Here is a 26,153-nt window from a genome sequence, read left to right as displayed (position 1 = left end):
AATAAGAGCTACTATAAATACGGGTAACACTGTAAGCAGAAAACCTAAACCTACCCACAGTAAACTTTTAGGACGAAAAACTAAAAGAAATAAAAAAAACTATTACTTATTTGCATTTATCAAAGCTTTAAAGTACATTTGCAAAAATATTACTAGTATTCGCCACTTATTAGCTAAGTTGGCACATATCTTGTAAGAAATAGAAAGAATTAATAAAAGAAGATAACTATGGAGTTCGACAATTTTTCTAGAGCGAATAACAATCGCTTCAATAACTTAGAAGTATCACATTCATGGCCTTTACTTATGCGTAAAGTCTACACATGGATGGCAATGGCTCTCACCATAACAGGTGTTGTAGCATACGGTGTAAGCACATCTACAGCTATGTTAATGATGCTTTATAACAGTATGGCACCACTATTAATTTGTAGTTTGGCAGAGCTTGGTATCGTTTTCTATCTCTCTGCACGTATTGAGAAGCTTTCATTAACATCGGCTACAATGTGGTTTATTATTTTCTCCATATTGAATGGAGTTACTATGGCTTGGATTTTCATAGTTTATACTGCAACTTCTATTGCTCAAACGTTCTTTATTACTGCTGGAACATTCGCTGCAATGGCTATTGTGGGTAGCACAACTAAGAAAGATTTAACCCAAATAGGTGGCATCTTGTTTATGGCGCTCATTGGCTTAATTATTGCCGTAATAGTAAACATTTTCTTACGTAGTCCAATGGTTAATTTAATTATAAGTGGTGTAGGTGTATTAATATTTACTGGTTTGACTGCTTGGGACGCACAGAAAATTAAGAGAATGGTAATGAGTGCTCCCGATGCGAACGAGTCAGCACAGAAGATGGCTCTCTTGGGATCGTTAAATTTGTATTTAGATTTTATTAATCTATTCCTCTATTTATTACGTTTCTTAGGAAAAAAGAACTAAGAGAGGAAAACTACAAGAAGCATAAAAGAAACAGATGCACAGCTTTTAAGAAGGTGGCATCTGTTAGTTTATTTACGCTAACGGGCGTATTGTTTAACTCTGATTAGAGAATAACTAAATAAAATAAAAAGAAGAAAATGAAGAAAACATTGAACAAACTGATGCTAGTAGTATTTAGTAGCATTGCATTACTTGGCATTACATCGTGCAATCTTGACAACAACAACAACAAGGAAGGACTTACTCCTGCCGAAGTGAAAGCAGCTTTCAACAGTGTGAAAGGAAACTATACGGGAAAGGTGTTTTTCAATAAACTTAACGATAACATGTCTATTCTTGAAAAAGACAGTCTGCCTGTATCAGTTACCATTAATACCGACTCAACGCTCATTATAAAGAATCTTCCATTAAAGGTGCTCACTGGTCAATTAGAGGATAAAGACTTAAAGAGCGCTATCGAAAGTCTCGGAACTACCGATGTATTATGTTACATAGCATTCATTGATAATGATCCCATAACACTTTTGGTAAACCCTACTCCACTTTCGCTTAATATAAACTATAAGGGCAAGACACAAACATTTAAGACAGGTTTCTTTATTAACAACAGAAATTCACTTGCACAGTTATCAGGAAGAGATAGACTAGCTATACAAATTATTCAATTTGGCAGTATGTATCTTGATGAGAAACTCATAACCAGCAGGGCAAACAACTCTGCAATATTCTTAAAATTAGAACGTAGATAAAATAAGATGTAAACGCAAATCACTATTGATTTCTGCATTAAGTGCATTCTCTAAATATAGGTAGAGAAATATAGTTTTAAAACTTACCTTAACAGAAAGCAAAAAAGTATTTGTTATTTACAGACTCTTTCGATATTAATTTTCAGGAGGAAACAGAACAACAACACCCTGTTTCCTCTTTTTATTAGCCTAAAATAGTAATTAGTCTCTTGCCGTTTCTCGTTTTTCTGCTGAGCATATAGACTATCTTTACTACGAAGGTAGTATAGGTTAGGACTATTTTAACAAGAAAACGAACAATTATAGAAGTGTGATAAAAACTCTTAAGTTTTTACAGAAAGTTCTTAAGCTTTTGTTATATAAGGTAAACTTTTTAAAGAAAGGCTATTGCGTTACAGCACATTATAAGTCGCCTAAATTAGCCTATATTTATTTTGTTGTTCAATCTATTTAAAGTAACTTTGCACTCATTATTACATAATAGTAATGTCGAACGAGAATACTTTCAAACTTTTAAGCAAAATTAATTCGCCTGCCGATTTAAGAAAATTGAGCATAGACGAGTTACCTGTTTTATGCAATGAGCTTCGGAAAGATATTATTCAGGAAGTAGCCGTAAATCCTGGACATCTTGCATCGAGCCTTGGCGCAATTGAGATAACCGTAGCATGTCATTATGTTTTCAACACACCAGAAGACAGAATTGTATGGGATGTGGGGCATCAAGCATACGGACACAAGATATTAACCAATAGGCGTGAAAGCTTTTGTAAAAACAGAAAGAAAGATGGCTTAATGCCTTTTCCATCTCCTAAAGAGAGCGAATACGACACGTTCACTTGTGGACACGCTTCTAATTCTATTTCAGCAGCCTTAGGAATGGCTGTGGCTGCAAAGATGACAAATCACCCAGAACGCCACGTAGTTGCCATTATTGGAGACGGAGCAATGAGTGGTGGGTTAGCGTTTGAAGGGTTAAACAACGCCTCAAGTCAGCCCAACGACCTACTCATTATACTAAACGACAACGATATGTCGATAGACAGGGCAGTTGGAGGAATGCAACAATACTTATTAAACCTTGATACAAACGAAACCTACAATAAGTTTCGTTTTAAGGCGTCGCAATGGTTACATTCTAAAGGATTACTAAACGACAAGCGTCGCAAAGGCATTATTCGTTTGAATAATGCCATTAAGTCGGCACTTGCTCAACAGCAAAACCTCTTTGAGGGAATGAACATACGCTACTTTGGCCCATTCGATGGAAACGATGTAAAAGAAGTTGTAAGACTATTGCGCCAGCTTAAAGATATGAAGGGTCCAAAATTGTTACACTTGCACACTATAAAAGGTAAAGGTTACGAACCTGCAGAGAAGAGCGCAACAGTTTGGCATGCACCAGGTAAGTTCATTCCCGAAACAGGAAAACGTCTAGTACAAGACAATAACAATAAGCCACCAAAGTTTCAAGATGTGTTTGGACATACTCTTTTAGAACTTGCCCGAAAAAATCCACGCATTGTTGGTGTTACCCCAGCAATGCCAACCGGGTGTTCTATGAGCATTATGATGAAAGAAATGGCAGACCGCACATTCGACGTGGGTATTGCAGAAGGACACGCTATGACATTTTCTGCAGGTATGGCAAAAGATGGTTTACAACCATTCTGCAATATATATAGTGCCTTTTCGCAACGTGCTTACGATAATATCATTCACGATACAGCCATTCTTAATCTTCCCGTTGTATTATGTTTAGACCGTGCAGGTCTTGTTGGCGAAGATGGTGCAACACATCACGGTGCTTTTGATATGGCTTTTCTACGCCCTATACCTGGCATCACAATAGCATCTCCTATGAACGAACACGAATTGCGTCGTCTGATGTACACAGCTCAGTTGCCTCAAAAAGGTTTCTTTGTTATAAGATATCCACGTGGCTGTGGTTCGTTAGTTGATTGGCGTTGCCCTTTAGAAGAGATCAAAGTAGGTACAGGACGCAAACTCTACGATAAGACTTTAGGTAACGAACATAAAGATTGTACGAAAAATATAGCTATTCTTACCATTGGTCCTATAGGAAACGACGCTCAAAAAGCCATCGAAGAAATAGAGCAAGAAGGCAAATATACAGGTCGTATTGCCCTTTACGATATGCGTTTCTTAAAACCAATAGACGAGAATATACTCGAAGAGGTAGGAAAGAACTTCTCTGAAATTATTACCATAGAGGACGGGGTAATAAATGGTGGCTTAGGAACAACAGTTATAGAATGGCTGAACGAACACAACAAAAACATACACGTACAGCGATTAGGTTTGCCCGATCACTTTATTGAACAAGGAACTGTTGCCGAACTTCGTGAATTGTGTGGATTTGATAAATATAGCATAAAGCAAGAAATAGAAAAAAGATTGTTAGCAACATACACAAACAAAATATGAAAATTATTATAGCAGGAGCATATACCATAGGGACTTATTTAGCACAATTCTTATCGCGCAATAAGTACAATATAATATTAATAGACGAGCAGGAAGAGAGGTTAAACAAAATAGGTCAAGACTACGACCTTCTTACACTGCAAGGAAAGCCTACAAGTATACAGATACTACAAGAGGCAGATGTTAAACACGCTGATCTCTTTATTGCTGTAGACCCAAAAGAAACAACAAACATTACTGCTTGTACTATGGCACACCACCTTGGTGCAAAAAAGACTGTGGCTAAGATTGATAATCCAGAGTATTTGGAATCTAAAAACCAAGAGTTATTTAAGCAGTTAGGCGTTGATAGTCTTATTTATCCTGAACTTCTAGCAGCAAAAGATATCATAAACGGCCTTAAAATGTCGTGGGTTCGTCAGCGCTGGGACGTTCGTGGTGGAGCGTTGGTTATGTTAGGCATAAAACTTCGCGACACTTGTGCAATCTTAGATAAACCATTAAGAGAAATAAGTGGACCTAACGACCCATATCACATTGTTGCCATTAAACGTAGAAACGAAACCATTATTCCTGGTGGAAACGAGACACTACAACGAGAAGACCTCGCCTACTTTATGACTACGAAAGAATATATACCCTACGTTCGCAAATTCACAGGCAAAGAGCACTACGTTGATGTTAAAAATGTTATGATAATGGGTGGTGGACGCACAGCCGTGCGCTCTGTAAAAATTATGCCTGAATATATGGATATTAAGATTATCGAAAACAGCTTCGACCGATGTGAATATCTTAATGAAATATTCGACGAATCTGTACTTGTTATCAATGGTGATGGACGAGATACCGACCTACTCATAGAAGAGGGCATTAGACACACGCAAGCATTTGTTGCACTTACACCGAATGCCGAAACAAACATCTTAGCTTGTATGGCAGCAAAAAACTTAGGCGTAAGAAAGACGATTGCAGCTGTAGAGAATTTCGACTATGTAGATATGGCTGCTAACTTAGATATTGGCACTATTATTAATAAAAGAGCTATTGCTGCTGGCTACATCTATCAAATGTTGCTCGATGCGAATGTTAGTAATGTGCGTTTCCTTATGTCTGTAGATGCCGACGTTGCCGAATTCATACCTGTTCAAGGATCTCGCATTACGCAGAAACCTATTAAAGATGTAAATATCCCAAGTGGAATGACTATTGGAGGATTAGTTCGCCATGATGTTGGTATGTTAGTTTCTGGTAATACGCAAATAGAGGCTGGTGATATTGTAGTTGTTTTCTGCTACAATGCCAATATGAAGAAGGTAGAACAGTTGTTCAACTAAAGTTTAAAAGAAGAATTTTTACCAATGCTTAATCTAAAGACGATAGCAAAAATTATTGGTGCGCTCTTAGGCTTAGAGGCGTTGCTAATGTCTGTGTGTTTATGTGTGTCGTTATTATATCAAGACAAAGATATAATAGCATTCATTTGGTCTATACTTATAACAATTGTGGCTGGAGGCGCATTCCGATTAATGGGCAGACATGCCAACAACACTATTAGTCGTAGAGACGCTTACTTTGTGGTGGCTGTAACGTGGATTATATTCTCTCTCTTTGGTACTCTTCCATTTCTTATCAGCGGTTATATCACAAGTTTCACCAATGCTTTCTTTGAAACTATGTCGGGATTCACCACAACAGGTGCCTCCATAGTAGACTTCCCCGAACATTTCCCTAAAGGCTTACTATTCTGGCGATCGCTAACACAATGGATAGGCGGATTAGGTATTGTCTTCTTTACCATTGCAATTTTACCTTCGCTTGTTGGCGGGTCGCTAAAAGTGTTTGCAGCAGAAGCCACAGGACCTATAAAGAGCAAACTTCACCCACGTCTCAGTATGGGGGCTAAATGGATATGGATGGTTTATTTTGTGCTTACGGCTGCCTGCGTTGTAAGCTATAAGGTGTGTGGTATGAACTGGTTCGATGCTTTTAATTATGCTATGACCAGTACCGCTACTGGTGGTTTCAGCACCGAAAGTGGCTCTATTGCTACATTCCATTCGCCAGCCGAAGAGTATGTCTGTACTATCTTTTGTTTCCTATCGGGCGTAAACTTCACTTTGCTCTACACATCTGTTGCGGGCTTCAAACTAAAGGAAATGCTCAAGAACAGCGAATTTAAGTTTTATGCAGCAATGACTGCTAGCTTCTCCCTATTTATTATGTTAGAGCTCATCTTCCGTTGTAACTACGAAGTGGAACATGCCTTCCGAAGCTCTGCTTTTCAGGTAGTGTCGTTTATTACAACAACTGGACTCTTTAGCGACGATGCAGCCAAATGGCCTCATGTTACATGGGTTGTTCTTGCTGCTTGTATGTTTTTTGGAGGTTCGTCGGGTTCTACAAGTGGTGGAATAAAGAGTATACGTGGCGTAATGTTGGTAAAGGTTATTAAGAATGAGTTTCGTCAAATACTCCACCCTAATGCTGTTCTGCCTATGAAAGTAGACGGATACAATGTGCAAATGTGTAAACGTGTAACTCTCTTGGCATTCATTGGTTTGTATTTATTTCTTGCGGTTATTTGTGCTTTCACTATGATAGCAGCAGGCATCGACTCTACCAACTCAATGACAATTACACTTAGTAGTCTTGGTAACGTTGGTCCTACGTTAGGTTTAGAGATTGGTCCTACAATGTCGTGGAACGAACTGCCCGACTTTGCTAAATGGATTAGTTCGTTCTTAATGCTTGTTGGTCGCCTCGAACTTTTCTCTGTATTGGTGTTATTCACTCCTTCGTTCTGGAAAGAGAACTAAAACCAAATTGGCATATAAAGCAGCTCTTCTGCCGTTGTGTTTTAACCCAAATAGGTCATTAGAGTCTAAACATATTTTGTTTTATTATTGAGTAGATTGTATGCCTTTGCAACGCAGGCGTAGTGGGCTACGTTAAGTTACAAAGACATACAAGATGCTGATAAGAAAATAAAATATGTTAGAAAACAATACCAGAGTAATAAGAACTATACATATTGTGATCTAATGGCTGATTTGGGTTAATTGGTTTAGTATGCTGTAATCGTCTATTCATCAATCTACACTATACACGCTGTAGATGGTACACATCATATATTATAGCAGTTCTTCTTCAGACTGAATGCTACCAAATGTATAAATAAGAACTATGAGACTATTCGGTGTTATCGTTGTCTAAGAAATGTCCTAAATCGGTTTGCAACCGTATATAAGGTTCACAATTAGCATAGTTTACATTACGTCGTAGCATAGAAACAATGCTCTCTATACTTTTATTGTAGCTCGAAAGCTCGTTGCGCTGTTGCACTATGTGTCGTGCATTGCGATGTATTTCTTGTTCCCTATCGTCCATCAACTTGTTACAAACCTTCTTCAGTGCTGGCACAACCACGTTGTCGAACAAATGGTGCCCTTGAATATACAAATAGGTTGTTGAGGGTGTTACTCCAAGCTGTTCTATATCTTGTTTTACAGCCAAATAGGTTTCTTTTGCATCGGGATATTCTCGTTGAAACTGACGTATTTTTGCTGCTACTTTGTGGCGCAATCGTTCTATGTTCTGATAAACAGTGTGGAAATTAAAATTACCCATTTCTATAACTCTATTAAAATCGGTAATGCAGAACTTTCCATAAATACCATTCCTGTAGAACCATATACTCCAAACAAACAATGGAAATATTGCTTCGCTATAAAGGCGTAGATATTCTTCAAAATCGAATATAGGCTTATCGTTCAGCGTTACGGCAACACCAACATCGTGCAGACTTTCGGCACAACATTGCAGGTTTTCTATGGCGTATGCATAGGTATGAAATACGTACGGATTGTGGTTCACTGTGCGCGATGTGGGTGTTGTTTCTTGTAACAGATAGTCGTAATCGGCATCTACACAAGCTATCATACTTTCGCCCACATTACCTGAAATTAAATTCATCAGCACCGAGCGTTTTCCTTTGGTAAGCGTGTGGCGCGATGGCAGCATAACTTCAAAGTAGCGGTGTTCGTTTTCAAATTTGCTAAGAGCCGTACGCCAAAAGAAAATGTCGTCGTATGCCTCTACATACGCCACAATTCTTTTTCGTGCCTTACGTCCTTGCAGTCGGTTTGCTGCTTCAAAATAGGCTGACGACAGATTGTCTTTAAGCTGTTTTCCCATTAAGTTTCGTTGTTTTCTTACCCCACAGTAATCTCGTCCACTTCGGTTACCTTGTCTAACCAACCGTCCATAATAACCGCCGGACTGTGCGTAGTGAGTATTATTTGCACATTTGGGTTTAAACTTAATATTAAACTTATCAATCTCTTCTGCCACTCTATGTGCATACTCACCTCTGGCTCGTCCATAAACAAAGCATACGACCTACTATCTTGCACCAAAACTGTTAGCAATATAGCCAACATTTGTTTTTCGCCACTCGACAATTGGTAAGGATACAACGTACAACCCATTTGCGAGAAACGTATTTCATTCTCCGAACGCACTATTTTTTTACCTGTCTCAGCAAACAGTTCGTCTATTATGTTCTGGAACAATAGTTTCGGAGCCGAATATGTTTGTGCTTTGGTTGCAGCGTCAGGCGCACCACTTTGCAGTGTTTCTATTATGCGGTTTCCAACATTTACCTGATAGTCTAGATACTTACGCTGCAGCTGAAACAATTGCCAATCAAGTTCTGTAACAAGATTTAAGTCTGCCTTGCTTATGCTTTCTATGTTCATTAGCGGCCGATCGAACGAACGAATAATGTCGTACCTAATCCATGTTGCATCGTCTGGCGATACTTTTATATGAACGCCTTTCAACATGTGGCTTGGAAACTCGCCACCTTGTGCAAGTCCTTTTACCACCTTATTCAGAATGGTACTCTTCCCCACTCCATTAATTCCGCTTAATATATTTACGTGTCTATTAAGCTCCCAACGTATGTGCTTATGTCCAGCCCACAGCGAATCTATTTCTATCTCCTTTATATAGTCAGCATATTTTTTGCATAGCAGTTCAGTTATTTTCCAGCAAATGTAGCATTTTTCTTTCAGTTATAAGGCTAAAAAGTGGTTTTTATATAAAATTAGGTCCTACTTACTAAACACATTGAGGGCGCATCTGCACAGATGCGCCCCCTCCGTTTGTAGATTATATTTAAGTAGGTTCTTGTTTTCTTCAGACTTATCAGGACAAAAAAGGTAACTTTTCAGCCCAATTTAGACCTTCTAAGTTTGTCGAAAAAGTTTTGTTCGTTGAGCTCCGCGTTTCAACCAACGAAGAGCGCCAACATTGTTCATCACATAGTTACATTAACTTAATCTGTAGAAAAAAGCATATATCGTATTTAAAAAGTTCATCACTTTTATAGAAGCTCTCGCTGAACTTCACTTATAAAACGCAGAAAAACACAAAACCCCTACTCTCTTTATATATTTAACACTATTTTAGATTTTATCTACTCTGGGGTGGATATTCGCCAATACTAATTTTAAGAGCCTTATTTTGATATATGAGAGAATTACCGTAAATTTGCAATAAAATATAAACAGAAAATGCAAGAAACAAGACAAAATCGCATTGCACGCCTACTACAAAAAGAGCTTGCAAGCATATTCCAAAGTCAAACACGTGCTATGCACGGCGTATTGGTTAGCGTTACACGAGTAAAGGTTAGCCCAGATTTGAGCATCTGTACTGCTTATCTTAGTATATTTCCATCGGACAAAGCCGAAGAACTTCTTACAAACATTAATAAAAACGAGAAAACTATACGATACGATTTAGGACAACGCGTACACAACCAGTTGCGCATTATTCCAGAACTACGCTTCTTCATTGACGACTCGTTAGATTATATTGAACGCATAGACGAACTTCTGAAGAAGTAATGAGTTTTCCTTTTTATATTGCACGCCGCTATCTTTTTTCAAAGAAAAGCACCCACGCCATTAACGTTATCAGCCTGATATCGGTAATTGGGGTGGCTGTTGCTACTATGGCACTGGTTGTGGTACTGAGCGGATTTAATGGTTTCTCCGATCTCGTAGCTTCGTTCTTCACCAACTTCGACCCACAACTAAAGGTTGAAGCTGCAAAAGGAAAAACTATTGCAGCCGACAATCCGCTTTTGCACAAAATAAAAACATTGCCCAGTATAGAAGTTGCTACCGAATGTGTTGCCGACCAAGCATTGGCTACCTATCAAGGCAAACAAATAATGGTAACCGTAAAAGGCGTAGCCGAAAACTTCGACTCGCTTACCAACATCAGCCATATACTAATAGGCGATGGAACTTTCAAACTGCATATTGCCAACTTAGACTATGGCATCTTAGGTATTGGCGTAGCACAACAGCTAAACACGGGCATCGACTGGAAAAACTATCTACACATATATGCACCACAACGAAAAGGACAATACGATGCATCGAACCCTATGAATGCCTTCGTGGCAGACTCGCTACTATCGCCAAAAAGCATATTCCAAGTAAAGCAAAACAAATACGACAACAACTATATTATTACATCGCTACCATTCGCACGACGACTCTTCAACAGACAGGGCGAAATTACATCGCTAGAACTACGTCTAAAAGCAGGCGAAGATATCGATAAGGTGAAGGGAGAAATAGAACACATTGTGGGCAACCAACTTGTGGTAAAAGACCGCTACGAACAACAGGCGGATACATTCAACATTATGCGCATAGAGAAACTCTTTGCATACGCATTTCTCACTTTCATTCTAATGGTTGCATGCTTCAATATCATAGGGTCGCTATCTATGCTAATGATTGATAAGAAAAACGACGTACAAACATTGCGCAACCTGGGAGCCTCTGACAAACAAATAAATCAGGTGTTTTTGTTCGAAGGACGTATGATTTCGGCTGCAGGTGCCATTATTGGTATTGCCATCGGACTATTTTTATGCTGGTTGCAACAAACTTACGGATTAGTGAAACTCGGCAATCAAGCAGGAAACTTCGTTGTGAACGCCTATCCCATTAGCGTACACCCATGGGACATTGTTGCCATATTTGCCACTGTTATTGTTGTGGGGTGGATAGCCGTTTGGTATCCTGTGCGATATATGAGCAAGCAACTCACAAGGTAGCAATACCACAAACACATTTGCGCCTGCTTACGAATATAAGACAAATGTTTCTGCAATTCTACTTTTTTTTATACCTTTGCAGTGCATTTAACGACAGCTAGTAATAGCAAAAACAAAATATAGCAATATTACTACACAACAACCCATTTGGCGTTAAAGCGGGATGTAGCGCAGTTGGTAGCGCACTACGTTCGGGACGTAGGGGTCGCTGGTTCGAATCCAGTCATCCCGACAACACAAAAGGCAAGCGAAAACAACATCGCTTGCCTTTTATTTTTATCTAAACCAAACAAACAAACCGCAACAAACAGCCTCTTATTCAAACCAAACACATAGCCTCTAACCCACAACACACTGTTAGAGTAGCAACAAAATGCTCTTCCATTGCACAAATTAAAAAACTTTGCAACAAAAACATAGCCAACACAGTTGTGTACACTCAACACATTCGCCCAAACCTCACAGTCGCTTCTTTCCGCTCCCCCACCACGTTCACTATAGTTACACAACATTCTCACTATAGTTGCGTGTCGTTCCCACTATGGTTGCACAATATTTTCACACGCACCAAATAGTTTTATTTACACATAAATAAAGTTTTACTTACACGTAAATAAAACTCTACTTACACGTAAATAAAGTTTTACTTACACGTAAGTAAAACCATCTATTGCGTATAACATCGTTGCACACTCATAATAGAAACAGAAAACAAATATGTACGAACAATTACGCACACACATCGCCATACCACATATAGCAAATAAATCAGCCACTAAACACAGTGCAAACACCCATTATATACGCTACCAACAACAACCGTATATGCTGCAAACACCAGCTGTGTACGCTACGAACACCCACCATATACGCCGATTCATCGTACCCGCATATACATTCACAACCACTAAACAACAACAAACATATACGGGCGAGATAAATCTGCCCCTACGCCTAACGGAATGTACACCAACCATTCGTGGAATGTACGCAACACATTTCATAAAATATTCGATGTAATATAACAGACCGAACAACAAGCAAACAAGAAGAAAAACTAAAATATTATAAAATAAAGGCTTTTATAACCTCCCCTTTATAGGTATTTATGTGCACTTCTATACTGTCGCCTTTATGTGCAAAGGTGGTTGGAATGCTAACAAAAGTGCGCACTGTGTAATATTGAGGAACATTGTTTTGCTGGTGTAGCAAACGTAGTGTATATTTGTTTGTTCCGCTTACCGACGATACTACATTTTCTAAACTTACGCCTAACGACTGTTTATTTTCTGTGTCCTTACCCGTCTTTAGAGCCAATTCAAGATTAATATACTTTCGTGTTTTAGCTATCCAAGCACTGGTAAAGCCCATTGGATCGGGTGTATTTGTGGTATGCGGTTGTTGCGACACTGGCAGAACATAAACTTTAGAGATAGCTATGGGCACAACTTCTAAGTTGTTTCTATTATAATATAGTTGTGCCCTATAGGTGGTATCTGCCTTTGTTGCCCATTTTGCACTTAAAGCCGAATGCAACAAAAGAGTATCGCCATCGTCGGTAACAGCCGAAACAAAAGCAGCATTGGTATTAGTAGTAGCCTCAACAAAGTCGGACTGCAGATAAGAGTATTCCGAATCGCCCGTTTTAAAACTATCGTTAGTACAAGCTACCAACAGAATGACGATGAGAAACAAAAAGAAGAACGATTTACGCATTAGCTTTTATATAGTTGCGAGTAGGGTTGGCATACATTTCCAATAGACGTTGGCGCAAATATACTTCGTCTTTACCTGGGAGTGTTATTTTTGCAAGTTGTTGTTCTATATAAGCATCGAATTTTGCTTTATCAGCGTCGGTATACTTATTAGCGTAAGTTGTGGTGCCCTCAAGTTCGTCCAGTGCAACATAATTGTTGGTATAAAGGCGATAGTTGCGGTGTATTTCTTTATCTATATGTTCACAAATGACATCTAACAGAGGACCGTTTGCCATATTTGCATTTTTCAGTGAGTCTAAATATGCGTCAATACAAGGAGCAGCGTGATAATGAATAGAGCCTTTATAGCCCATTATGCCAGTTTGCATACTGAGAACATCGTCCATAGGTGCTTTTTTCCAATTTGCATTATTGCGTTTTGCTTGCATTTCTGCAGCCTTTAGATAGTCGCAAGGGTCGTATTCGTAAGAAATAGAAAGTGGAACGATATGGAATTGCTGAAGTCTTTCGAGCAATGTACCTTCGGCTCCCAATGCAAACATTTTAAGAACAGACTTTTGTGTAAGGTCGTTAGAATCTTTAGCACGCCCTTCTCGCTGTGCAATCCATAGATTTTCGTGTTTCTCTTTTAGAGCAAACACCATATAGCGTGCCATCTTTATGCTTGCCTGCATAAGTTCGCGAGGAGTAAGACCACGCTTTACAATGAAACTCTTGTTAAGTCGTGCTAAGTCGCGTACCCACGGTAACGACAAAAGATTATCGCCAATAGCAATTTCGCAAGTAGTGGCAAAGCCATTATCTATTAGCAACTTTGAAAGAAAAGCAGAATCGAGTACAATATCACGATGATTACTAACAAATGTATATTGCTTTGTGTTATCAATCTCCGATGAGTCCATATCACACCCCGTACTAGCCTTATCTATGAGTCCTTGCAGAAAATGATAGGCAAAAGCTTTCTGAAATTCAAGGCTGGTTTTACATTGGTGCATCTTCTGCGAAATAGCATCTATAGGCACACCAGGATAAAGATAGTTTAATACTTGTTGGAATTGTTTGTTTGCAAGCAAGCGATTGTAAACTTCGGGTAGTTCTTCAGACTCAAATGGTCGTATATCGTCAAATTCAGAAGGTGTTTTCATAACCTATTATATTTATGTGTTAGCTATTTTTAAACAGTTGCTATAAACAAATAAAGGTGCAGAGCCATATTGGTCTACACCTTATATTATATAACATATTTAGAATTGGTTTTCTACTATATCGCTTAGTACATCTTTTATGTCAAGTCCGGCAGCTTTCACTTGTTGTGGAACAAAACTTGTAACGGTCATTCCTGGAGTAGTATTTACTTCGAGCATATTGATAACATCGTTTCCATTGTTATCTTTTGTGATAATATAATCGATACGAATAATACCATTTGCGTGCAGAATATCGTAGATGTGAGAAGTAACCTCTGTTACCTTTTCAGCCAATTCTTTGCTAATACGAGCAGGAGTAATTTCGTCTACCTCGCCATTGTATTTAGCATTATAATCGAAAAACTCGTTGCTTGTAACCACTTCTGTGATGGGGAATGGAACCGACTTTTCTTTCGTTTTATATATTCCTTGTGTTATTTCAACACCATCAAGGAAACTTTCTACCATAACTTCTGAACTTTCCATAAAAGCCTTACGAAGTGCAGGAGCTAATTGATCGGCATTCTTTACTTTTGAAACACCAAAGCTACTACCATCGGTTGCTGGTTTTACAAAACATGGCATACCTATTTTCTCTGCTATTTCTTTTTCGTTGTATGCATCGCCAATACGAAGCAAAATACTTTCAGAAACATGAATGCTATATGATTTCAAATAACGATTCAGCACAAACTTATCGAATGTGAGTGCCGATGCCAATACATCGCATGTAGAATAAGGAATGTTTACCAGCTCAAAATAGCCTTGCATAATACCATTTTCGCCTGGACGTCCATGTATAGTAATATATGCATAGTCGAAAAAGATGGTCTGACCATTATTATTAAACGAAAAATCGTTTTTATTAATAGGTGCAGTGTGCCCATTATCGAGGTTTACATGCCAATCTGTTCCTTTTACATCGACTATATAAATATTGTAACGTTCCTTATCGAAGAAGGAATACAATCCTTGTGCAGAACGGAGCGAAACATCGTGTTCTGAAGAATCGCCACCACAAACGATGGCTATTGTACGTTTCATATCTTTCATTCTTATTACTTATTTTTAATTATGCAAGAAACTCACGATAGTTCTTGTTTACCATTTATATAATTTCGCCACTTCTCTATTACGTTTGCTAAATCATTGGGAAGTTCGCTTGTAAAGTCCATTTGCTCTCCAGTATTTGGGTGAACAAAGCCAAGTGTTTTTGCGTGCAAGGCTTGTCGGTTACACAACTTAAAACAATTTTGTATATAGGCTTTATATGTACTAGAACGCTGTCCTCGCAATATTTCTGTGCCGCCATAGCGTTCATCTCCAAAAAGTGGGTGTCCAATATGTTTCATGTGTGCCCTAATTTGGTGTGTTCGACCTGTTTCTAATACACATTCTATTAGAGTAGTATAGCCAAATCGTTCCAAAACTTTATAGTGCGTAACAGCAGGTTTCCCTATACCCGAATTAGGAGAAAACACCTTCATACGTAGTCTGTCCTTTGGATCGCGTCCAATATTTCCTTCTACTCGTCCTCCGTTCTCTGTAAAGTTTCCCCAGACTAATGCAACATAGCTACGATGTGTTGTTTTATTAAAGAACTGTTTACCTAGATTTGTTTTTGCATCAGGAGTTTTAGCTATTAAAAGAAGTCCACTTGTATCTTTATCAATACGATGAACCAAGCCAACAGCAGGATCGTTTGGGTCGAAACTCTTTAAATCGCGCAAATGCCAAGCTATAGCATTGATAAGTGTTCCGTGAAAATTTCCAGCTCCAGGGTGCACAACAAGTCCCGCAGGTTTATTTATTACCATAATTTCGTTGTCTTCGTAAACAACATTAAGTGGTATATCTTCGGCAACAATTGTATTATCGTGTTTCGGGCAGCCTAACATTAGAGTGATAACATCGTTAGGTCGAACCTTATAACTACTTTTTACTGGCGTTCCATTAACATAAATGCTACCAGCTTCAGCAGCTTTCTGAATACGATTACGGCTAGAATTAGGCATTCGTTCGAATAAAAACTTATCTATCCGTACAGAACCTTGCCCACTATCTACCACCATTCTAAAGTGTTCGTAAAGTTCACCCGTATCAGTTGTTATCTCATCTTCGTCTAAAAGATTGTCAACTAAATCTTCATTAAAGTATTCTTCGTTGTCTATCATACCTTACTCTTTATTCAGTTGGCTTTGGTGCATTCTGGTCAGGCGGTAAAGCTGGCGATTTTGGTGGAACAGAAGGAACCGTACGTGGAGTAGATTTACTTTCTTCTTTTATTTCGTTTCCATTTTCATCTACAGGAACTTCCACCCAATCATAATACTCTTCGTATTTAGGCTCTTCAACCTCTACATCTTCATATCTACTTCCCGACTGATTTATAGTATCGTTTGCATTACGTGTTCCATCGCCCACTTGTAATACTATTACGGCATCGTTAGGAATCCGATCTCCTGCCTGTGCAGGCTTTCCATTTACCAAAACGCCATAAACCCAGTCTTTTTCTCCAGGAACATATTCAGGATCGCCCACTTTAAAACCCATTGAAAGTAATTCTGCTTGCGCTTCTCTAAGAGAACTATTATCTGCCAAATCTGGTAAAGGTAATGTTGGCGCACTGGCAGCATTAATAGTTACATATATAACGCGTGTAGATTTTACACGTTTCCCGCCAGCAGGTGTCTGTTCTAAGATACAATCGGGTGGTAAGTTTTTTACGTATCCTGTATCAGAGACTTCAATTGTCAATCCTACTTTATCCATAATATCGAGCGCATCGTCGTATTGTTTATGAAGTACATTTGGCACAACGATAGACTCGCCCATGTGGGTATAATAGTCAATTCCATATCGCACACCTATAAAAAGTATTGTTACGAGAATTACTATTGCGAGGACATTTCCCCAAATATAGGTACTAAAAAAGCTGTGGACGAATCCCTTTGACGTCATTTTTATTATACTATATATCTTATTATGGGCAAAGTTAAATAAAAAAACGGAAAGAAGCAAAGAATAGTCTCTCCTTCTTTCCGTTTCTAAGTCAATTTTCTATAAGCCTTTAGATTACTTTCCGTGATGTTCGTCAGACACAGTAAGTTTCTTACGACCTTTTGCACGACGAGCTGCCAAAACACGGCGACCATCTTTTGTTGCCATTCTTTCACGAAAACCGTGTTTATTTACACGACGACGGTTGTGAGGCTGAAATGTTCTTTTCATTGTTATATATTCTTTTTATGTTATTATGCAAAATAAACTCTACGTTGAGACACAATCTCACGTTATGGGTTGCAAAATTACTTATTCTTTTTCAATTAACCAAGAAAAGGCTGTTTTTTAGCTGAATAATTTATGTTTTTTTCCATATTTTGCTTAACTTTGCAGCGCAAAGCAAATTATCCCGTAACAAATAAATAATAAATATAAATAATAGATTATGATTAATTCACAAGAAATCAAAATCGGGACATGTATCCGTCTTGATGGAAAGATTTGGACTTGTATTGACTTTCAACATAGGAAGCCGGGTAAGGGTAATACGGTTATGATTACTAAACTGAAGAATGTTGCTGATGGTCGTGTATTAGAGCGTACATTCCAAGTAGGCTTTAAACTTGAAGATGTTCGCGTTGAACGTCGTCCGTACCAGTATCTTTATCAAGACCCTACTGGATATATCTTTATGAATCAGGAAACTTTTGAACAGATTCCTATTCCTCTCCACCAAATTACAGGAGCTGACTATATGAAAGAAGGCGACATAGTAGAAGTTGTTACAGATACTTCTGATGGAACTATCCTTTCTGCCGAGATGCCTGTTAAAACTGTATTGAAAATTACACATAGCGAACCTGGAGTAAAAGGAAATACAGCTACAAACGCTACAAAACCTGCCACATTAGAGACTGGTGCTGTAGTTAGAGTTCCACTCTTTATTAACGAAGGCGAAACTATTCAGATTGATACACGCGACGGAAGTTACTTAGGTCGTATAAACGCATAATACAACAAAAGGACAAAAAGTTGAGAAAACAACCCAACTTTCTGTCCTTTTTTCTTTTTTATAATACCGCATAATGCGCACCAACCTAACCTAAGTATTATGAAATACAGCATTATTGTTCCCGTTTTTAATCGTCCAGACGAAGTAAACGAACTTCTATCTAGTTTGTTAGGTCAGACTTTCACTGATTTTGAAGTTATAATTGTAGAAGATGGTTCACAAAAAACATGCGAAGAGGTTTGCAGAAAATACTCAAATCAACTTGATTTGCATTATTTTATGAAACCTAATTCTGGTCCAGGACAAAGCCGAAATTATGGTGCTGAACGTGCAAAAGGCGAATACTTACTAATATTAGATTCTGACGTTGTATTACCCGAGGGATATTTAAGTGCTATTGAAGAAGAACTTAAACGTGAACCTGCCGATGCTTTCGGTGGTCCTGACGCTGCCCACGAATCATTTTCTGATACTCAGAAAGCTATTTCATACTCTATGACATCGTTTTTTACTACGGGTGGCATTCGTGGTGGCAAAAAAAAGCTAGACAAGTTCTATCCTCGTTCTTTCAATATGGGCATTCGTCGCAATGTTTATATGGAACTTGGAGGTTTTTCTAAAATGCGTTTCGGAGAAGATATAGACTTTTCTATCCGTATTTTTAAAGCTAATAAACGTTGTCGCCTCTTTCCAGATGCATGGGTTTGGCACAAACGCCGTACCGATTTCAGAAAATTTTATAGACAAGTGTACAATTCGGGGATTGCACGCATAAACCTTTATAAGAAATATCCAGAATCGCTGAAACTAGTTCATCTGCTACCAATGATATTCACCGTGGGTGTTATATTCCTTAGCCTACTTTTTATTATCGGTCTTTTCGTTTCGCTCGTGCCATCGGTTTCTTATTCTTCAAAAACTGTGGGTTTATCTTTTTGTATATGTGCTATTGCCCCTATCCTACTCTATTCGCTCTTAATCTTGATAGATAGTACTGTTCAGAACAAAAGCATAAAAATTGGCTTTCTTAGTATTCGCGCAGCTTTCGTGCAACTTATGGGCTATGGTTTCGGATTTATTGAAGCATGGTGGAAACGCTGCATAAAAGGCAAAGACGAATTTGCAGCTTTCGAAAAGAATTTCTATAAATAATGGTTTATGGTGGAAAAAACAAAACTAACCATCAATAAATGGGCAGTAGAAGACCGTCCACGCGAGAAACTTATAAATATTGGAGCCGATAAACTTTCTAATGCAGAACTTTTAGCAATCCTTATTGGTTCCGGTTCTACACGTGAAAGTGCCGTCGAACTTATGAAGCGTGTGCTGGCAGACTGTAAGAATAATCTGAATACACTTGGAAAATTATCTATTACCGACCTTACAACTTACAATGGTATAGGCGAAGCAAAAGCTGTAACCATACTTGCCGCATGCGAATTAGGAAAAAGACGACAGGCATCTGACATTGCAAAACGCCCAAATCTTGATTCTGCCCCTGCCATATACAATTATATGTACCCAAAAGTACAAGATAAAGATGTAGAGGAAGCCTGGATATTACTGATGAACCAAAAGTTAGACCTTATCGAAGCAAAATGTATTTCGCACGGAGGTATTACAGGAACTGCTATTGATGTGCGCATAATTTTAAAAGAAGCATTACTGAAAAATGCCACTGCAATTGCTCTATGCCATAATCACCCCAGCGGAAATCCTCGACCCAGCAGAGAAGACGACAATATTACTAACTGTTTAAAGAAAGCTGCCGATACGATGCACATTTATTTTGTAGACCACGTTATAGTTGCCCAACAACATTTTTATTCGTACCGCGAAGAAGGAAGAATATAATAAAGGTAGGTTCTAAAAGACAGACCAACGTAGAATTTTGAGAACATGCCTAAACACGCTTCTCCAGAATCTTATATTGCAATGTTCTTATTGTAAGCGACTCCTATTCTACAATTTAAATCCAAATCGGTTGTAAGAAGATACAATTACCTTAACAACCAATTTGGATTCAAGAAAAAACTATCGCACCACTATCTTATTAACATGGCCATTTATAGAAACAATATATATACCTTCTGATGGCAATTCTAAAACAATATGCGAAGAAGATACAAGGCTGTTTGCTATTTTTGTCCCATTAACCGAATATACAGACAGAGTCTCACCTAAAGGAGCATTGTCTATAATAACCTGTCTTCCAGATACACAAATACCTACATCATTGTTCGATACCTTGCCTATTCCTGTCGGATTAGTTATGCTCAAGACATTTTTAGAATTAACTACAACATTGCCATTTGCTGAAATAATACTTCCTGCCGGAATTACTATATAACAGCCCTCGTGTGGCACTTCTACTCCACCGAAATTACAAGAAACAACCCATTGTTCTTTCTCTTTAGTCAATACAGGCGTAGCTTCTTTAATCAGTTTGTTGTTATTGCCAAATAGTTGTATCTTGGCATTCGGCGAAAGCATTATTGGCTGATTATAGAAAAAACGAACTTCGTTAAGCACACCATCTTTATTATCAAGAATGTTGCACCCTACATAGTTTATTGTCTCCATAGGTTCAGTATATCCGCCTACAAAATCTACTTTTGCTTCTTCATTCGTTATGTCGGTGCGGAATCTTGGTCTCAGACTTCCTTCGGGCAATACAAGCGAATAGTGCACTCCTTTCTCAAAGTTCATCTTTTCTCCAAAGTCAGCATAGGCTTGACCTAAGTTCCAATCCCAACCTACATTTGCTTTAAATGTTCTCACCGGGAGCCCCTCTCTATACAATGTCATTTCTGGTTCTCCAATAGGTTCTGTTTCTGTTTCAAAATAGAAACATATAAGTCTTTCTGATGTTACCGTAGAACCATCTTTAACAGAACAATATTTTCCTTGAATCTTTGAAGGGACTGTAAAGCTAAATTTAAGATTTTCAGCTTTCATCGTAGGATTACTTTTAAGACTAATTGTACCTGATGGAACTTCCAACTGATAAGAGCGACCTTTGGGAAGAATAAGTTTATCGAAAGAAATAACCGCAATACCCTGTTCTTGATAGGTATCAGATTTAATTGTACCGGTTGCTACCGTCTTACCATCGCAAGTTATCAGGGCTTTTGCATCTTCAGCAACTGTAATTTTACCTGCAAAATAGATGTTAGTTACATTAAGCGGTTCATATACTCGCTTATTTTCAATAGTACAACTCGTCGGAGTTAATATTTCATTACCCTCCGCAAATGTTGGTATTGCGAGCATACATAGCCCGATTATACAAATGAGTAAATGTTTTTTCATACCAAACTCCTTTCTTCTAAATGATTAATTAATAGTTCATCGATTGAATTAAATATGCTAAATAATTTTTACCAATGGTATAATTGTTTTCTTTTATTGCAAAACATTACTTGACAATTATCCTCCGTGTACAAACCAATTTGCCTTGCTTTGCCAAGGCGCAGATGTATATGCCCTTTGAAAAGTGAGGTGTCTCAATGCTCTTTGTTGTAACTGTGGAAGAGAGAATCTTCTGCCCGCATACATTCAGAATATCAATATGGTCGCAGTTTTCTATGGAACTTAATTCTATTGAACCATTACGGTATATTACGTAGATATTTCGTGTATATGCAATATCGTCAATCCCGGTTTCTCTGGGATTGATAACAGGTCGAATGGGGAGACCGATTGTTCTTATGCTAGATCTTCTGCCAACACTGCCTGAATCGTAATCTATATCTTTGGCTTTCATTATAAGATCATCAGGATCTCCTTCTGCTCTATGGAGCGTTCCGGTCCAACAAGATCCTTTCCAATTCTGGTTACGATATGTTGTCCCTTGATATGTAGCAGCGTATCCGGCAGCAGGAAGAAACAGGGTGTTTTCATTTGCACCATAATGGAAGCGTCTGCCCCAAATGCCGTCCACTTCCTCCCATTTATTCCAGCAGAGTCTCACGAGTTCCCCTACCTCCTCAAAAGTAGGCAGGCGCCATCGTCCGCCCCATTTTACCCTCGCGGCATCGTATTCCGTCCCGCATATATCTTCTCCTATATTCGTGCATAAAAGATAACAACCTACCCCGGGAAGTTCTTTGTATCCTTCAAAGAATTTGTAATTCTCATCGGTGTATTCCTCTTTCGGCTCTGTCTCTCCCCATGCGAAGTAGTCTCCGAAGTCTGTGGAAGACTCAGCTCCGATGTTGCAGGTTGCCCACAGGGTTCCGCTTGGAAGCCCCATATCCACATATTCATGTCCGTCAATCACATTTGTCTGTGCATAAGAAATTGAAACGAACATAGTACTTAGTATAAATAACAGACAAAGTTTCAGCGTATATATCCCTCTGTTCCTCATATTTAGAGATTTAAAAAATATTTTTTTCATAGGAAGTAATTTACTTAAACATTGTTTCAGATTGTTATTGCAAATATATATTATAAATATTAAGAATTGAAAAAAGAAGTTGCATTTTACTTCTATTTACATTACTTTAACCAGAATTAAGAATAAATATACCAATAGGAGATACAATATTTTTTAATGGTGAAATCTATCAAAAGAATTTTTTAGTATCTGTCTATAATTATAGAATAGAAAAATGTAATTATAAAATCAGATTTTGTAATTACAAAAACATTCATTCTTAATTATATTTTTTTTGTGCTGTAATCACGATTGGCAATTAGGCTGTTCAAAACCCAATATTCTAATGCTCAATAGAGATAAAAGCTTCGTTACACCTTATTAATATAATAACCTGTAAATTGCCAAGTATTTAACAAAAAGTGAAAAGTTGAAATTTTGTACCACGCATTTTTTATATACTATCCATAAAACTACCCATAGAACTACCTACTTTCTGCTTTGAAAGGGCTAAATTGAGTTGTAACTTTGCACCATCGCACGAACAAAAGCACTTGCGTGCGACGAAAGACAAGCAAGTGCAAATTTTATTAATCTTAATATTTTTAATTAATGAACTATTCAATTACAAAAAGAAAGATGGGCGTTGGTCCAAAGAAAGGCTTAACAATGTACATAGCCAGAGCAGTTTGCCAAAAGCAACGTGTAAGTTTCGACAGACTTTGTGAATTTATGGCAGATGGTTCTACTGTGAGTCAAGCAGATGTTGCAGCTGTTTTTTACAAATTCCGGACAGTATTAAACTTACTTTGTTCGCAAGGTAACATTGTAGATGCGGGACCACTTGGCAAATTCCGTCCTACTTTCAGCGCAAAAGCTGTAGAGAAAGAAGACGACTTTAAGCCTTCTACTCACATTAAAAAGACGATGATTTTGTTCAGACCGAGTACCGACTTCAGAACATTACACGATGTCGAGTTCTTTAAAGTTGCGGCGCAGGAGAAAACAAAAGGTAAAAAGAAGCCTGAAAATGGTGGAGGATCACAACCACACCCTTAAATTCGCTTTTTGAAATTTTAGAGAAGAGAATTGGAGATGCACCAAAACGGTGTGTCTCCTTTCTGTTCATTGTAAATAATTCCCATAAATAGTAGATTATGCTGAACTGTTATCATTGAGATCTGCTTTAATAATAACAGGAATGTTGCAAAATAATGCTAATATCCAAAAAGAAAATCTGATAAAAAATGGAATTATACATTTGAAAGTTCCATATTTGCAAAAATAAAGAGTATCTTTTTAGGCTGGTCAAACTATATGCTTATCCACACTAAATATCTACTGTCTCAAAAATATCTACTGTCCCCAAAAACACGAAAAATTGGCGTAATGGACATTTGGAGGCTGGTCATTTCAGCCTACCAAATGTCCATTACACCGATATTTCGAATTACAAATTTATTTTACTCTTAAAGCACGGGTAGCATTTAGAACTGCTAATACCATTACGCCAACATCTGCAAAAACAGCCATTCCCATTGTTGCTATTCCTACAGTAGAAAGTATAAGAACTGCGACTTTTATACCAATAGCAAATACTGCATTTTGTCGAGCAATGCTAATAGTTCGTCTAGAAATAGCGATGGATTTGGCTATTTTTGAAGGTTTATCGTCCATAAGAACAACATTTGCTGCCTCTATTGCGGCATCACTTCCAAGTGCTCCCATTGCAATTCCAATATCGGCTCGGGCTAAAACAGGTGCATCGTTTATACCGTCTCCCACAAAAGCAAGTGTACTTTTAATAGGTTTTTGGTGTAATAAGCGTTCAACGTGTTCAACTTTATCAGCAGGCATTAGTTCGCTATAATATTCGTCTATTCCTAATTTATTAGCAATTACATCGGCTACTTCTTTACGATCGCCAGTTAGCATTACTGTTTTTTCTATTCCAATTTTCTTTAAGTTCGCGATAGCCGAAGAAGCATCGGTTTTTATTTGGTCGGCTATCACAATATGACCAACATATTTGCCATCTATGGCTACATGTACAGAGGTCCCCTTTGAATGTTGGCATTTGCTACAGGCAACAATTTCAGCACCTATATGTTCCATAAATTTTTTGTTACCTACACATACGTTTTTACCGTTTATTTCGGCAGAAATTCCTTGTCCGGCAAATTCTTTTATGTTTTCTACTTTGCATTCGCACCCCGTATCTTTATAAGCATTTCTCAGAGCAATTGCTATTGGGTGTGTAGAAAATTGTTCAACATGTGCTGCAAGATGCAAGAGTTCTTGTTCTGAAAACTGATTAGGGTGAATAGCTTCTACCTCAAAAACGCCACGAGTTAATGTTCCAGTTTTATCGAAAACAATAGTTTTTGCACGTGCTAAAGCTTCCATATAATTTCCACCTTTTATAAGAATACCTATATGTCCGGCACCTCCAATACCACAGAAGAACGATAATGGGATAGAAATAACCAAAGCACACGGACAACTAACAATTAAGAATGTAAGTGCACGGTAAAGCCAAGTAGAAAGAGCATCGTTATAACTGTCAGCAAAAAAAGGTGGAATAAACGCTAGAATAATTGCAGCAATAACAACGATAGGAGTATATATGTGTGCGAAGCGACGAATAAATGATTCGTTCTTCGATTTATTTTCACTTGCTTCCTCTACTAACTGTAGAATTCTTGAAGCAGTAGAATTATTGAAAGTTTTACTTACCTTTATTTTCAATAACCCAGAGATATTCACGCACCCTGATACAACATTGTCGCCCAAAGTAACATCTTTTGGAATGCTTTCGCCTGTTAAGGCTACAGTGTTAAGACTAGAGTTGCCTTCAATTATTTCTCCATCGAGCGGAATTTTCTCTCCCGGTTTCACAAGTATCGTTTCTCCAATGGCAACATTAGCGGGATTTGTTACGATGATTTCGCCTTTTTTTATAACATTTGCAGAGTCGGGGCGAATATCCATAAGGTTAGAAATAGAATCTCGAGTTTTGTCTTCGGCATAATGTTCAAAGAGTTCTCCAATTTGGAAGAATAGCATAACGAAAACACCTTCTAAAAATTCGGGTTCTCCATTGGGTAAAAATCCAATAATAAAGGCTCCAATTGTGGCAATAGACATAAGAAGGTCTTCGTCGAAAGGATTTCCTTCCATAATTCCTTCTACAGCTTCGCCCAATACATCATAACTAATAAGCAAATAGGGCACAAAATAAACAATTAATGTTTGCCACATAGGCAAATTGTAGTTTCGGTCTATCAACCATGCTATTAATAGCAATACAGAAGTAAGGATAATTCTTATAACTTTTTTCTTCATCGTTTTTTGTTTTGTTACTAATTTTGCGACAAAGTTAAATAAAAGAATATGCAACCAAGTTGCAAAGTTTGCTGTATACAAGATAGTTTTTTAACAAACAAAGTAAAATGAATATAAATAATGTTCTATAGCTACGTAGAAAGTATGTGAAAGCAATATGAACAATAAAATAAATGAGCTTTTATTCGTCTGTTAAGCAATTAATCATTAAATTTGTG

Annotated in this window: 24 protein-coding genes and 1 tRNA gene; 14 read left to right on the top strand and 11 right to left on the bottom strand. The window is 37.9% G+C overall.

The features are described 5' to 3' along the window. The 6 genes from HMPREF9144_RS13670 to HMPREF9144_RS01750 all read left to right on the top strand — a co-directional run. A partial coding sequence (locus HMPREF9144_RS13670; protein WP_218916163.1) for a hypothetical protein occupies positions 1-196 on the top strand: 196 nt, incomplete at its 5' end. A 32-nt stretch (positions 197-228) separates the two neighbouring features. Beyond that, positions 229-948 (top strand): Bax inhibitor-1/YccA family protein, encoded by a 720-nt coding sequence (locus tag HMPREF9144_RS01770; protein WP_006044096.1) that lies wholly within the window; start codon positions 229-231, stop codon positions 946-948. A gap of 137 nt (positions 949-1,085) precedes the next feature. Continuing rightward, complete coding sequence (locus HMPREF9144_RS01765) at positions 1,086-1,697, top strand: DUF4840 domain-containing protein (RefSeq protein WP_006044095.1); 612 nt, start codon at positions 1,086-1,088, stop codon at positions 1,695-1,697. A gap of 486 nt (positions 1,698-2,183) precedes the next feature. After that, on the top strand, positions 2,184-4,145 hold the full coding sequence (gene dxs, locus HMPREF9144_RS01760) for a 1-deoxy-D-xylulose-5-phosphate synthase (protein ID WP_006044093.1): 1,962 nt from the start codon (positions 2,184-2,186) through the stop codon (positions 4,143-4,145). Then, positions 4,142-5,482 (top strand): Trk system potassium transporter TrkA, encoded by a 1,341-nt coding sequence (trkA, locus tag HMPREF9144_RS01755; RefSeq protein ID WP_006044092.1) that lies wholly within the window; start codon positions 4,142-4,144, stop codon positions 5,480-5,482. The genes dxs and trkA overlap by 4 nt, the downstream gene beginning before the upstream one ends. Positions 5,483-5,506: 24 nt before the next feature. Then, on the top strand, positions 5,507-6,964 hold the full coding sequence (locus HMPREF9144_RS01750) for a TrkH family potassium uptake protein (RefSeq protein ID WP_006044091.1): 1,458 nt from the start codon (positions 5,507-5,509) through the stop codon (positions 6,962-6,964). Positions 6,965-7,337: 373 nt separating this feature from the next. Here HMPREF9144_RS01750 and HMPREF9144_RS01745 read toward each other — a convergent pair whose 3' ends face one another. Together HMPREF9144_RS01745 and HMPREF9144_RS01740 are read right to left on the bottom strand one after the other, a co-directional pair. Beyond that, positions 7,338-8,342, bottom strand: a complete 1,005-nt coding sequence (locus HMPREF9144_RS01745) for a DUF4435 domain-containing protein (protein ID WP_006044090.1) — start codon at positions 8,340-8,342, stop codon at positions 7,338-7,340. A 17-nt stretch (positions 8,343-8,359) separates the two neighbouring features. After that, positions 8,360-9,184, bottom strand: a complete 825-nt coding sequence (locus HMPREF9144_RS01740; protein WP_040595357.1) for an AAA family ATPase — start codon at positions 9,182-9,184, stop codon at positions 8,360-8,362. A gap of 540 nt (positions 9,185-9,724) precedes the next feature. Here HMPREF9144_RS01740 and rbfA point away from each other — a divergent pair. From rbfA to HMPREF9144_RS01720, 4 genes are all read left to right on the top strand, one after another. Next, complete coding sequence (rbfA, locus tag HMPREF9144_RS01735; RefSeq protein ID WP_006044088.1) at positions 9,725-10,060, top strand: 30S ribosome-binding factor RbfA; 336 nt, start codon at positions 9,725-9,727, stop codon at positions 10,058-10,060. Beyond that, positions 10,060-11,289 (top strand): FtsX-like permease family protein, encoded by a 1,230-nt coding sequence (locus HMPREF9144_RS01730; protein WP_006044087.1) that lies wholly within the window; start codon positions 10,060-10,062, stop codon positions 11,287-11,289. Before rbfA ends, HMPREF9144_RS01730 begins: the two co-directional genes overlap by 1 nt. 159 nt (positions 11,290-11,448) lie before the next feature. Continuing rightward, positions 11,449-11,521: transfer RNA gene (locus tag HMPREF9144_RS01725), tRNA-Pro, on the top strand. 485 nt (positions 11,522-12,006) lie between these two features. Next, positions 12,007-12,309, top strand: coding sequence for a hypothetical protein (locus HMPREF9144_RS01720; RefSeq protein WP_040595356.1), 303 nt, complete (start codon positions 12,007-12,009; stop codon positions 12,307-12,309). Between the two features lie 45 nt (positions 12,310-12,354). Here the strand turns inward: HMPREF9144_RS01720 and HMPREF9144_RS01715 are convergent, their stop codons facing one another. From HMPREF9144_RS01715 to rpmH, 6 genes are all read right to left on the bottom strand, one after another. After that, positions 12,355-13,005, bottom strand: coding sequence for a NigD1/NigD2 family lipoprotein (locus tag HMPREF9144_RS01715; protein WP_006044085.1), 651 nt, complete (start codon positions 13,003-13,005; stop codon positions 12,355-12,357). Next, a complete protein-coding gene (locus HMPREF9144_RS01710; protein ID WP_006044084.1) occupies positions 12,998-14,152 on the bottom strand; it encodes a 1-acyl-sn-glycerol-3-phosphate acyltransferase in 1,155 nt (384 codons plus the stop codon). The genes HMPREF9144_RS01715 and HMPREF9144_RS01710 overlap by 8 nt, the downstream gene beginning before the upstream one ends. 99 nt (positions 14,153-14,251) lie before the next feature. Beyond that, entirely contained in the window at positions 14,252-15,247 is a 996-nt protein-coding gene (locus HMPREF9144_RS01705) for a D-alanine--D-alanine ligase (RefSeq protein WP_006044083.1), read from the bottom strand. Between the two features lie 32 nt (positions 15,248-15,279). Continuing rightward, positions 15,280-16,368 (bottom strand): RluA family pseudouridine synthase, encoded by a 1,089-nt coding sequence (locus HMPREF9144_RS01700; RefSeq protein ID WP_006044082.1) that lies wholly within the window; start codon positions 16,366-16,368, stop codon positions 15,280-15,282. A 10-nt stretch (positions 16,369-16,378) separates the two neighbouring features. Next, on the bottom strand, positions 16,379-17,155 hold the full coding sequence (locus HMPREF9144_RS01695) for a PASTA domain-containing protein (RefSeq protein ID WP_006044081.1): 777 nt from the start codon (positions 17,153-17,155) through the stop codon (positions 16,379-16,381). 114 nt (positions 17,156-17,269) lie between these two features. Beyond that, positions 17,270-17,425 (bottom strand): 50S ribosomal protein L34, encoded by a 156-nt coding sequence (gene rpmH, locus HMPREF9144_RS01690; protein ID WP_004354441.1) that lies wholly within the window; start codon positions 17,423-17,425, stop codon positions 17,270-17,272. A gap of 217 nt (positions 17,426-17,642) precedes the next feature. Between rpmH and efp the strand changes: the two genes are divergently transcribed. From efp to radC, 3 genes are all read left to right on the top strand, one after another. Further along, the gene (gene efp, locus HMPREF9144_RS01685; RefSeq protein ID WP_006044079.1) at positions 17,643-18,209 is read left to right on the top strand and encodes an elongation factor P; all 567 of its coding nucleotides are present in this window, start codon (positions 17,643-17,645) and stop codon (positions 18,207-18,209) included. A 99-nt stretch (positions 18,210-18,308) separates the two neighbouring features. Then, on the top strand, positions 18,309-19,361 hold the full coding sequence (locus HMPREF9144_RS01680; protein ID WP_006044078.1) for a glycosyltransferase family 2 protein: 1,053 nt from the start codon (positions 18,309-18,311) through the stop codon (positions 19,359-19,361). Positions 19,362-19,367: 6 nt separating this feature from the next. Then, complete coding sequence (gene radC / locus HMPREF9144_RS01675; RefSeq protein WP_004366982.1) at positions 19,368-20,063, top strand: RadC family protein; 696 nt, start codon at positions 19,368-19,370, stop codon at positions 20,061-20,063. 180 nt (positions 20,064-20,243) lie between these two features. Here radC and HMPREF9144_RS01670 read toward each other — a convergent pair whose 3' ends face one another. Further along, positions 20,244-21,482, bottom strand: a complete 1,239-nt coding sequence (locus HMPREF9144_RS01670; RefSeq protein ID WP_006044077.1) for a DUF6383 domain-containing protein — start codon at positions 21,480-21,482, stop codon at positions 20,244-20,246. A gap of 145 nt (positions 21,483-21,627) precedes the next feature. Next, positions 21,628-22,611: a T9SS type A sorting domain-containing protein gene (locus HMPREF9144_RS01665; protein ID WP_006044076.1), complete on the bottom strand. Its 984-nt coding sequence runs from the start codon at positions 22,609-22,611 to the stop codon at positions 21,628-21,630. A gap of 591 nt (positions 22,612-23,202) precedes the next feature. Here HMPREF9144_RS01665 and HMPREF9144_RS01660 point away from each other — a divergent pair. Beyond that, entirely contained in the window at positions 23,203-23,649 is a 447-nt protein-coding gene (locus tag HMPREF9144_RS01660; protein WP_006044074.1) for an HU family DNA-binding protein, read from the top strand. A gap of 399 nt (positions 23,650-24,048) precedes the next feature. Here HMPREF9144_RS01660 and HMPREF9144_RS01655 read toward each other — a convergent pair whose 3' ends face one another. After that, complete coding sequence (locus tag HMPREF9144_RS01655) at positions 24,049-25,935, bottom strand: heavy metal translocating P-type ATPase (RefSeq protein ID WP_040595355.1); 1,887 nt, start codon at positions 25,933-25,935, stop codon at positions 24,049-24,051. Positions 25,936-26,153: the final 218 nt, after the last annotated feature.

It is taken from the genome of Prevotella pallens ATCC 700821 (genome assembly GCF_000220255.1).
Classification (GTDB): Bacteria; Bacteroidota; Bacteroidia; order Bacteroidales; family Bacteroidaceae; genus Prevotella; species Prevotella pallens.
The sequence above is the reverse complement of the archived record's forward strand: the minus strand, read 5'-3'. Positions and strand labels throughout refer to the sequence as shown.

Excerpts from the sequence above, each read along its gene's own strand:
- HMPREF9144_RS01770 (WP_006044096.1), top strand. The coding sequence starts at position 229 with ATGGAGTTCGACAATTTTTCTAGAGCGAATAACAATCGCTTCAATAAC.
- HMPREF9144_RS01765 (WP_006044095.1), top strand. The coding sequence starts at position 1,086 with ATGAAGAAAACATTGAACAAACTGATGCTAGTAGTATTTAGTAGCATT.
- dxs (WP_006044093.1), top strand. The coding sequence starts at position 2,184 with ATGTCGAACGAGAATACTTTCAAACTTTTAAGCAAAATTAATTCGCCT.
- trkA (WP_006044092.1), top strand. The coding sequence starts at position 4,142 with ATGAAAATTATTATAGCAGGAGCATATACCATAGGGACTTATTTAGCA.
- HMPREF9144_RS01750 (WP_006044091.1), top strand. The coding sequence starts at position 5,507 with ATGCTTAATCTAAAGACGATAGCAAAAATTATTGGTGCGCTCTTAGGC.
- HMPREF9144_RS01745 (WP_006044090.1), bottom strand. The coding sequence starts at position 8,342 with ATGGGAAAACAGCTTAAAGACAATCTGTCGTCAGCCTATTTTGAAGCA.
- rbfA (WP_006044088.1), top strand. The coding sequence starts at position 9,725 with ATGCAAGAAACAAGACAAAATCGCATTGCACGCCTACTACAAAAAGAG.
- HMPREF9144_RS01730 (WP_006044087.1), top strand. The coding sequence starts at position 10,060 with ATGAGTTTTCCTTTTTATATTGCACGCCGCTATCTTTTTTCAAAGAAA.
- HMPREF9144_RS01720 (WP_040595356.1), top strand. The coding sequence starts at position 12,007 with ATGTACGAACAATTACGCACACACATCGCCATACCACATATAGCAAAT.
- HMPREF9144_RS01715 (WP_006044085.1), bottom strand. The coding sequence starts at position 13,005 with ATGCGTAAATCGTTCTTCTTTTTGTTTCTCATCGTCATTCTGTTGGTA.
- HMPREF9144_RS01710 (WP_006044084.1), bottom strand. The coding sequence starts at position 14,152 with ATGAAAACACCTTCTGAATTTGACGATATACGACCATTTGAGTCTGAA.
- HMPREF9144_RS01705 (WP_006044083.1), bottom strand. The coding sequence starts at position 15,247 with ATGAAAGATATGAAACGTACAATAGCCATCGTTTGTGGTGGCGATTCT.
- HMPREF9144_RS01700 (WP_006044082.1), bottom strand. The coding sequence starts at position 16,368 with ATGATAGACAACGAAGAATACTTTAATGAAGATTTAGTTGACAATCTT.
- HMPREF9144_RS01695 (WP_006044081.1), bottom strand. The coding sequence starts at position 17,155 with ATGACGTCAAAGGGATTCGTCCACAGCTTTTTTAGTACCTATATTTGG.
- rpmH (WP_004354441.1), bottom strand. The coding sequence starts at position 17,425 with ATGAAAAGAACATTTCAGCCTCACAACCGTCGTCGTGTAAATAAACAC.
- efp (WP_006044079.1), top strand. The coding sequence starts at position 17,643 with ATGATTAATTCACAAGAAATCAAAATCGGGACATGTATCCGTCTTGAT.
- HMPREF9144_RS01680 (WP_006044078.1), top strand. The coding sequence starts at position 18,309 with ATGAAATACAGCATTATTGTTCCCGTTTTTAATCGTCCAGACGAAGTA.
- radC (WP_004366982.1), top strand. The coding sequence starts at position 19,368 with ATGGTGGAAAAAACAAAACTAACCATCAATAAATGGGCAGTAGAAGAC.
- HMPREF9144_RS01670 (WP_006044077.1), bottom strand. The coding sequence starts at position 21,482 with ATGCTCGCAATACCAACATTTGCGGAGGGTAATGAAATATTAACTCCG.
- HMPREF9144_RS01665 (WP_006044076.1), bottom strand. The coding sequence starts at position 22,611 with ATGAAAAAAATATTTTTTAAATCTCTAAATATGAGGAACAGAGGGATA.
- HMPREF9144_RS01660 (WP_006044074.1), top strand. The coding sequence starts at position 23,203 with ATGAACTATTCAATTACAAAAAGAAAGATGGGCGTTGGTCCAAAGAAA.
- HMPREF9144_RS01655 (WP_040595355.1), bottom strand. The coding sequence starts at position 25,935 with ATGAAGAAAAAAGTTATAAGAATTATCCTTACTTCTGTATTGCTATTA.